Below are 8,025 nucleotides of genomic sequence, written 5' to 3'. Positions count from 1 at the left end.
TGCATGCGTTGCTGACGGCGCTGAAATCGCCGGACGACGCCATCGACTGGGACACGCTGCTGCCCTGGAAAATCACCCTACCTTAAACCCCACGACCGAACACTGTGGGGATTTAACGACGCTTACACTTAACCAGCTGTGCTGGAAGACTTCCGAGATGGGGCCGCAGTACGCGCAGACCTGCCAGGGGCTGGTTGACCGTCAGGACGCCCTGAAAGACTACGTGAGCATTATTGAGCATCCGGAACGCAGCAAAATTTTCCGCGCCATTGACTGACACAGCCTGGACCCGGGCAGGGTGCCCGGGTCCAGTAAGGAGAACGAGAACATGATCAACTCATTAGCAGTAATGGAAGGGCTGACGATTCTGGCCCGCTGGCTTGAAGACAATATCAACTGTGAATCAGAAATCTGTTTTGATGACCCGGAGACCGGGACGGATTCCGAAAAAATCCTGCCCTGCGTGGAAGCCGCGCTGATACTGATGTCCGCCACGTTGCCCAATGATGGGCAGGAACCCGGCAGTGAGATCCGGATCCGTGCTCAGGGGGAAGCTAACAGCTATGTGCTGCTAAAAGAGAATACCTGGTTTGCCCAGGTACTGATGAATGGCGAAATGACCACGACCCGACAGGAAGGTTGTTTACGGGCGATGGTCGCGGGGCTTAATAACGGGCGTGGAGCTGAATAAGATGGCAGATACGATGACGGGGATCAGGGTGCTGGCCGCGATGGCCATCGAAAGAGACTGGCCGACTTTCAGGGAACCAGATAACGCTGACCATTAAGTCGCACCTGCAGGTGTTGGCCGTTAATTTCAATAGAGGTGTCGCAAGCTTTATGTTCTGACATGGGATTATCTCATTTTGGGGCGTAAGGAATTTACGTGGCGGTGGACATGTTGTTCAACTGCCGGGGTCGGTGGTGAAGACTCACCACTGTCTTCAGCGTCATCATCGTCCTCTAGTTCATCGAGAGAAGGTCGAGCTGCCGTCGGGGTGTCATCAACGACGGCGCCAATATTTCTCAGGTCGTGTTCCAGCCCGTCTAGGGCTAGCGTCAAAATGGGTTTACTCAGTCGTACCCGATAGCGTGCAGCCAGCTTCTCCCAGTGGGAATGACTGACCACGGCGGCGCCCTCAACGAACGGCCAGGGGCGACCGGTTGACGCCAAGGCATACCAGAGTGTTCTGTCCAGACCTTTCAGCCAGCGGTAGCGCCTGATGGGAAGATGAAGGTCGTTATCATGCAGCGCGGCAATGGCTGTCCGGGCATAGCGATACTGTTTGATCCAGGTCTGCGCGGCCGGTGATGCGATGACTTTCCGGAAAGCTGGATTTGCCAGAGAGAGGTTGGGGTAGCCAATTTTATTGCGATACCTGCGGTCTGACTTGAACGGTTCAGCACGTCAAGCAACTGCTCAGCCTCAGACCGTTTATCAAGGAAATGCTGTAGGCCAAAGATGGTGAACATGGCGCGCTCATGGTCATTAAACTGCTCAAAGGCGTTATCCGCATCAGCGAAGGGAGTGCCTAGTTGAGCGGTAAAGAGTGCCTCTGCCAGGTCGCGGCGGAGCCGGTTGTTTACAACCAGCTTATGCTCGATGGCGAATTCGTCCGGTGACTGGGTGCTGCGATGCTCCTCGGGATCGACGTTCAGCAACTGGGTTTTTTTATCGCCATGAACCGTACCGGTTTTGTGGGAGAGAGTTAAGTCCGGGAACTCAGGCTGCCAGATCCTTTTTCCCGATGGAAGCGTAATATGCTTTTTCTGCTTCAGCAGGTGGGATATGGCCGAGCCGCTCAAGCAGCCGACGATTGTTGTACCAGTCCACCCATGCCAGTGTGGCCAGCTCCACTTCCTGTCGGTTTTTCCAGCTCTGCCGGTGTATCACCTCCGCTTTATACTGCCCGTTAATACTTTCGGCCATGGCATTATCATAAGAGTCACCTGTGCTGCCCGTTGAAGCCAGAAGAGCCGCTTCCTGCAGTCGCTGCGTGTACGCCAGCGATACGTACTGCGAGCCTTTATCCGAGTGATGGATAGTGCCGGACGGTCGCCGGGCCCACAGAGCCTGCTCCAGCGCATCCAGTACGAACGTGGTTTCCATCGACGATGACACCCGCCAGCCCACGATAACACCTGCGAACACGTCGATGATGAACGCCACGTAGGCGAACCCCTGCCAGGTGCTCACGTACGTAAAATCTGCCACCCAAAGCTGATTGGGCCGTTCTGCCACGAACTGGCGGTTTACCCTGTCGCTTGCCGCAACGTCTTTCCGGCTGACCGTAGTCCGCACTTTTTTACCCCGAAGAACTCCGGCCAGACCCATAGCCTTCATCAGTCGCGCGATGGTGCATCTGGCCACGCTGAAGCCCTCACGCTGCAACTGCCTCCAGACTTTACGGATGCCATAGACGCTGTAGTTTTCGTCATACACTCGTTGTATTTCCGGTTTCAACTGGTCGTCACGGTGGTCACGCTGACTACGTTTCTCCGGATGCTGGCGGTATTCACGGTGCCGGTAGTACCCATTCATAACAAAACTGCAGAAAGCTGAGTGACGGCGGATCGTATCTGCGGTCTGTGTGGCTAAGTTGGCTTTAAGGAAAAAATATCCAGGAAAGAGTGGTGAGATTTGTTTACGCGAACAATTGATTTTATCAGTGCGGCGGATGGTTTTAATGGTCAGCGGTGTCCAGGGAGTGATGTGCTGCTCACTGAGCCAGTCGAAAAGTCTTTCGCGATTTTTGCCTCCGGTAATGTATTGCGCAAGATACCAGCATTGTCCGTTAAGTTCTTCAATGTCCATCATGCTCTCGCCCGAACCGATCCCCCTAAGGGTTCATTCTGTATCCGGCAGGGGCCGAATACACTGGGCGATAACGCTGAAACAGTGGCTGTCTCACTCAGCCCCCTGTAATTCAGACAGCGGCATCGCTCAGTACATTCTTGTGTAAAAACGTGCTTTATCCTCTTGGCGGTAGGACGCGCCCACATCGCATACTATCATTTCAACCCATAATATCAAGTATCTTGTAAAGTGAGCAATGAGTGGTCCTTCTACTGAGTATCATGGATCCCCCTCATTAAAGGTGAATCTATATGGTACCCAAGCGCTTAAAGGAAGCCCGCGAAGCTGCTGGGCTTACCCAGAAACAACTGGCTGAGCTAGTTGCTATCGAAGGCGTTAACCTCACGTCGAGGCTCTCCAACTATGAAGTGGGTAGATTTGCCCCCTCGTTTGACTTCATTGTACGTGTAGCTAAAGCTCTTGATTACCCTGAGTACTATTTTTATGTAGTAGACGATGACGTTGCTGAATTATTGTTACAGCATCATCATTCAGCAGGAACTACGCCGTTAGTTACGCATTCTGCTGAATATATGAACAGAGATAGCAAGAAATACAAGGCTTCACTAGAAGAGGCTCTGGGCATGGCAGAGCGTCTTACGTCATATATTAAAAAATCGATAAAGTAAAAATGACTTATCCCAAATTAATGGTCTCTTATCTTGGCGGGTATAAGAGATAATTTGGTATATGAGTCAATGTGACGGAAAAAATGATCTCATGAATTATGTAATAAATACAGACCCTTACAGGGGTCGATATGTTAAATTTAGCTTGTAAAAATTAACATTTTAGTTAAGTGAAGTTATTGGATAACTATGATTTAGGTCATCATGTAACTAAATATGTAAAAATAATCCTATGGATTTATATTCTTATTATTTGACTTAAGTAAAACTTCCGTGAACACTCCGCATTAAATAATGAGGAGTGTGGTGATTATTTCATCTGGTTAATTTATTATCTATTACTCATAGCCTCATAATATTTTTTAGGAAAATCATCGGGTGCCATCATCGCAGTATGAATTCGCGAGTGATAGATAATTCTGACAGTTTCTAGTTTGTCAAGGCTTTGTTGAATAATAGAGAATCATGCTGTTTTTACATACCTGTTTTGGTCAAAGATGCTTGTCACTATTGCGAGCATCTCCCAATTCTGACTTTAACCTACTGATTTTACGTTGGGGAAGACCGCCATTTTTGTAGGCCTGCAGCATAATATCTATTTATTCAACAACGCCGTTTGTCAACCTTCATGTTTTCTTTGATCCTTTTTAAGGATAGCTTAACCGCGTTTTGCGAGCATTTTAGTATGTCGGCTATGCCTTCACTGTTAGAACCGAAAGCGTAATACATCAAGACCTTGAACTGAGATTCGGTCAGTTCTGGGAACATGAGACGCTGGTTCCAAAATGTGTCTAAATTCAACATGATATACCCCTTATTTTATGAAAGAATGTATTGGGGTGACGCTCTCATGTGAATGAAGAATCTGTAAAATTGTTCAGTGGTAAGACTTTGAGATTTTGGAGGTAATCATTAAAGGCGCATTATTAATATGGGTATTGGAGGTGGTTATGCTATTTACACCTTCAGTCGTGTTCACTACATACAGGTGTTGGCTCATTGAGAATGGTAGACCGGCAAAACCGATCAAAATTTTAACCTGCTTTTCAGGGCTATGGTTCCACTCATCAAGACAGCTCCCGGGCGTAGCATTCAGAAAATCAGCCATGCACTGATCACTATTTAATCATTATAAATCAATAGGTTTTATAAAATAGAAAGCCGCTCTTAACGGCGGCTCGGTTTCCCTGGTGAGGCGGTATTCCTAGGTACTATTGGACACTATATAGTGCCTATCTTCAACCACTTTAATCTATTGCATGACTACTTACACTACCCGTACATTTTTTTACGGGCAGGTATCATATGGCAGAGCCATTTTTAAAAAACCGAAAAAGGTTTACATCCTCACTGGATAACAAACTCGTTCCACTTTTCGATGAATTATCGCGCACCACCCGTATCCCGAAGAGCCGATTGCTTGATGAGGCAATCGAGGATCTGCTGAAGAAACACGGCGTAACTGCATCCGTGGACGAAAGGAGCTGATTTTGGTTGTCTGAACGGAGGTTGAGCCGGAGTTGCCGAAAAACTCACTTGTGCTGGGATAGGGATCTGGAGGAGTCGTTTATGCACGATCCTTCAGCTCTTCGTTAAGAACGATGATTTATATGAGTATTTCATATTTCTAGCGTGATGGTGATCGTTCTACAGGGATCCATTTGCTGCAAGCGGATAGAATGGGCGATATTTGGAGGGATTTTACTTTGGTTTATCATTCTATAAGTGATTGATTAAAAATAAATAAAGAGCTATTTTTCTTCAGATGTCTGAGATCTCCTCTGTTTTTATCAGTGTAGCGGACCGATCAACTAACCATCATTGATTATGTGCCAATATGGACAGCAGATCATGATTATTTACTGCTAACTGCTGGAAACTGTAGTAATCTTTGCTTAATCGATCCTTTTTTGATCCATAGGGGAGGCGGAGATGTCACAGGTAGTAGATGTAGTTACTTCCTCAACGAAGACGAAACGTACTTACCGGAAAGGTAATCCGTTATCTGTCTCAGAACGACAGCAAGCACTGGTTGCCCGAAGGAAAGAAACTCACAAAGAAATAAAGGTTTACGTTCATAGTGACTTAAAATCAAGGCTGCAGAATCTATGTGAAGCACAAGGGCTTTCGCAGGCAGAAATGATAAGTCGTCTGATTGAGAATGCGAGCAAAGCGCAGATATAACAACGTTATGGGTTAACTTTCTTGAGTGTTTTAGGATCTAGTGCTAGATTACTGATCGTTTACGAATATTTTGGTGGGCCGCGCCAGTAATGTGGCAAGGACTGGCGTTGTTGAGAACATATTCTCCAGCACCTGAAAAGCAAAAACCCCGATAATCTTTTTCATCTTGGCGGAGGATAAGATTAACGGGGCTCACTCAAAACTGTATAGAAGCGTTGCTCTATGCAGGGAGTATAGAATTGTGCCAAAAAAAATTCAACTCCTATCGTGCAACATAAGCGCAGGGCTATTTGACTAGCCTGAATTACGCGTCTGATGCACCGATAATCGAGCCCAACCGTACCCGTCGTGGAGAGGCTAATGCCTTACGCAAAGGGACGTCAAAAATCCATCGCCGCTATCAGCCAGGGCTGAGATGTGCTGTGCCGCGTGGCATGGCGTCGAAAGTTGTTGCACGTGTCAGCAGTCATAACTGGCATCGCAATCCCGACTTAGTTGAGCTACGTCAAAATGGATATGTTCCGTATACCAAACGTAACGATCCCTATTACATTCCCAAACCGATGCGCGTTCACGCACGTTCCGAGGCCTGTGAGGCGCTGACGGCTTTGTCACAGGTGATGGCGGCCAACTGCGACTTTAACCCGGACAGCGACTATCCTTTCGAAATCATGGCCCCGATGGAGCAATTAGCGCATTACATGGGGGTATTGCATGTCTACGACAGTGGCCGCAAAGCCTATGACGTGGCGCTCAATGCACTGTCGGTGATGGAGCAGCTGCAGTACGCGATCGTCCTGCATGGCAAAGATACTGACAGCGGCCAGAACAAACCATTGCGCGTCTGGCTCAGTGAACGATTCTTCACTAGCCGTGGTATTGCTGTCGATGAAATTCGCCAGTGGCTCGGCCAATTCCGTACCTGGGCGATCAAGAACGGCCTGACCGAAACGCTGCGCACCAAATATGAGCGCCATTTACTGCGTATCGAGCACATTGGTATCGATATCAAGAATCGTCACTCCCTGCGTAACCGGCTTAAGCAGATCAAGCGCTGGGTGGTCAACCCGGACTTGGCCCGCGAGAAAGAGAAGGTGGTTGGCCAGCTCGAAAACGCCCTCGATACGCTTGAGCAAGGTGATCGTCTCGATCTGCTCCTGGACGGTCTACAGAGCAAAATCAAAGCTGATGGCAAAGGCCACAAAAAGGCCCAAAACCTGATGTATCAAGCCTATGTCGCCTGGTCAAACAAAACCATGCGTCACGAGGTCGTACAGCTTGAAATGGCGCTACAGCGCGATAATCCGGGGCTACTTCACAGCGATCCGGAAGCCTATTATCAACGACTGCTGGAACGCGCCGGCATACTCTAGTCACCAAAACCAGACTGAAAAAACCGTGTCCATCCCGACGCGGGCTTTTTGCTGCCTGGCGTTCAGGAATTGCTATTTTTGCAAGCGATGCGCGCGCCGGCGATGGTGAAAATGAGGCGGGTTGGCCATCCTGTTCCTGATCCAAATATCCGGGAGCGTAAACAACAGCAGTTAATTTCGAATAAGGCAGTTAATTTCGAACCATAACGTACTGATATCCTTATTTTCGAACGTTAATCCATAACAAAATAAGCCTTTTAAAAAAGGGGATGTCATCGCGCTCAAGAGCGCTCGATGATACCTCCTTCGCTTTGCTCAGGCAGAACACCCCGGGAAACTCAAATATCGAGCAAACACTCAGTTGTTGTAATAACAACCCCACCGGCTATACCGGTAGAGTAGCTCCCGCTAAAGCGGGCTATGTCGCTGCACCTAATTACTCAATGACACAAATCATGGCGGCCAAAAAACATCAGCGTCACCCTCAACGACAAACAACTCCCCACCCACTGCAAAGCCCCCGCCGCCCCGGCCAAAGGCCGGGAACAACAGTGGCTTTAAAATGGGTGTTGTAACTAATATTCGAGTGGCTGAAGGAAGTGTTGCGGGAGCTTTAGATTACACGCTCGTAAGCGGCCCTAAAGGCCCGCTAACGCGGAGATACGCCCCGGCGGCGGCTACGCCTTGCCGTGCCCACTCCGACCGCGCAAAAAGAGTTTAGTGGAGCTATTAGTGGATTTGGCTCTACAGGGCGAGGGGTAGGATAGGTGAAACCTATCAAACCGGAACCGGCTACGCCGGGCTATCGGCGCCAATTATCAGCAGAGTTATAGGTAATACCTGCTGGCGCCTTCAATGGTTAGGAGATTGAATCGACCATTTTTGAGATCCCTAACCATAGATCGTAGCGTGGCAGAGTCGCTGATGGTGGGAGTCAATGATAGATGACGTATGAAAATGCCAGTTTTGCCGTGTTTTTAAG

At 48.6% G+C, this 8,025-nt stretch carries 7 protein-coding genes and 3 pseudogenes; 6 read left to right on the top strand and 4 right to left on the bottom strand.

What is annotated here, in order from left to right; all coding sequences use genetic code 11:
- Together ACMV5I_RS28795 and ACMV5I_RS28790 are read left to right on the top strand one after the other, a co-directional pair.
- A pseudogene (locus ACMV5I_RS28795) lies at nt 1-277 on the top strand (hypothetical protein); the annotation flags it as partial.
- Nucleotides 278-328: 51 nt separating this feature from the next.
- Nucleotides 329-691: a hypothetical protein gene (locus ACMV5I_RS28790; RefSeq protein ID WP_261459972.1), complete on the top strand. Its 363-nt coding sequence runs from the start codon at nt 329-331 to the stop codon at nt 689-691.
- A gap of 512 nt (nt 692-1,203) precedes the next feature.
- Here the strand turns inward: ACMV5I_RS28790 and ACMV5I_RS28785 are convergent.
- The 3 genes and pseudogenes from ACMV5I_RS28785 to ACMV5I_RS28775 all read right to left on the bottom strand — a co-directional run.
- The gene (locus tag ACMV5I_RS28785) at nt 1,204-1,662 is read right to left on the bottom strand and encodes a hypothetical protein (protein ID WP_414825894.1); all 459 of its coding nucleotides are present in this window, start codon (nt 1,660-1,662) and stop codon (nt 1,204-1,206) included.
- Between the two features lie 61 nt (nt 1,663-1,723).
- Nucleotides 1,724-2,533, bottom strand: a pseudogene (locus tag ACMV5I_RS28780) (IS3 family transposase); the annotation flags it as partial.
- Between the two features lie 12 nt (nt 2,534-2,545).
- A pseudogene (locus tag ACMV5I_RS28775) lies at nt 2,546-2,815 on the bottom strand (transcription termination/antitermination NusG family protein); the annotation flags it as partial.
- Between the two features lie 293 nt (nt 2,816-3,108).
- Here ACMV5I_RS28775 and ACMV5I_RS28770 point away from each other — a divergent pair.
- Nucleotides 3,109-3,486, top strand: a complete 378-nt coding sequence (locus tag ACMV5I_RS28770; protein WP_059202111.1) for a helix-turn-helix domain-containing protein — start codon at nt 3,109-3,111, stop codon at nt 3,484-3,486.
- Nucleotides 3,487-4,089: 603 nt separating this feature from the next.
- On the opposite strand, the gene ACMV5I_RS28765 is transcribed toward ACMV5I_RS28770, so the two are convergent.
- Nucleotides 4,090-4,254: a helix-turn-helix transcriptional regulator gene (locus tag ACMV5I_RS28765; RefSeq protein WP_414825895.1), complete on the bottom strand. Its 165-nt coding sequence runs from the start codon at nt 4,252-4,254 to the stop codon at nt 4,090-4,092.
- Between the two features lie 537 nt (nt 4,255-4,791).
- Between ACMV5I_RS28765 and ACMV5I_RS28760 the strand changes: the two genes are divergently transcribed.
- The 3 genes from ACMV5I_RS28760 (at nt 4,792) to ACMV5I_RS28750 (ending at nt 7,043) form a co-directional block, all read left to right on the top strand.
- The gene (locus tag ACMV5I_RS28760) at nt 4,792-4,974 is read left to right on the top strand and encodes a ribbon-helix-helix domain-containing protein (RefSeq protein WP_074032165.1); all 183 of its coding nucleotides are present in this window, start codon (nt 4,792-4,794) and stop codon (nt 4,972-4,974) included.
- A 444-nt stretch (nt 4,975-5,418) separates the two neighbouring features.
- A complete protein-coding gene (gene repA / locus ACMV5I_RS28755) occupies nt 5,419-5,670 on the top strand; it encodes a replication regulatory protein RepA (RefSeq protein ID WP_074032166.1) in 252 nt (83 codons plus the stop codon).
- Nucleotides 5,671-5,960: 290 nt separating this feature from the next.
- Nucleotides 5,961-7,043 (top strand): Replication protein, encoded by a 1,083-nt coding sequence (locus ACMV5I_RS28750; protein ID WP_414825893.1) that lies wholly within the window; start codon nt 5,961-5,963, stop codon nt 7,041-7,043.
- The last annotated feature ends 982 nt before the right edge of the window (nt 7,044-8,025 follow it).

The organism is Serratia sp. T13T92, from assembly GCF_047530105.1.
In the GTDB taxonomy this organism is placed as follows: domain Bacteria; phylum Pseudomonadota; class Gammaproteobacteria; order Enterobacterales; family Enterobacteriaceae; genus Chania; species Chania fonticola.
The sequence above is the reverse complement of the archived record's forward strand: the minus strand, read 5'-3'. Positions and strand labels throughout refer to the sequence as shown.

What these genes read in the sequence shown, in the direction of transcription:
- ACMV5I_RS28765 (WP_414825895.1), bottom strand. Translation starts at nt 4,254, where the DNA reads ATGTTCCCAGAACTGACCGAATCTCAGTTCAAGGTCTTGATGTATTAC.
- ACMV5I_RS28790 (WP_261459972.1), top strand. Translation starts at nt 329, where the DNA reads ATGATCAACTCATTAGCAGTAATGGAAGGGCTGACGATTCTGGCCCGC.
- repA (WP_074032166.1), top strand. Translation starts at nt 5,419, where the DNA reads ATGTCACAGGTAGTAGATGTAGTTACTTCCTCAACGAAGACGAAACGT.
- ACMV5I_RS28760 (WP_074032165.1), top strand. Translation starts at nt 4,792, where the DNA reads ATGGCAGAGCCATTTTTAAAAAACCGAAAAAGGTTTACATCCTCACTG.
- ACMV5I_RS28770 (WP_059202111.1), top strand. Translation starts at nt 3,109, where the DNA reads ATGGTACCCAAGCGCTTAAAGGAAGCCCGCGAAGCTGCTGGGCTTACC.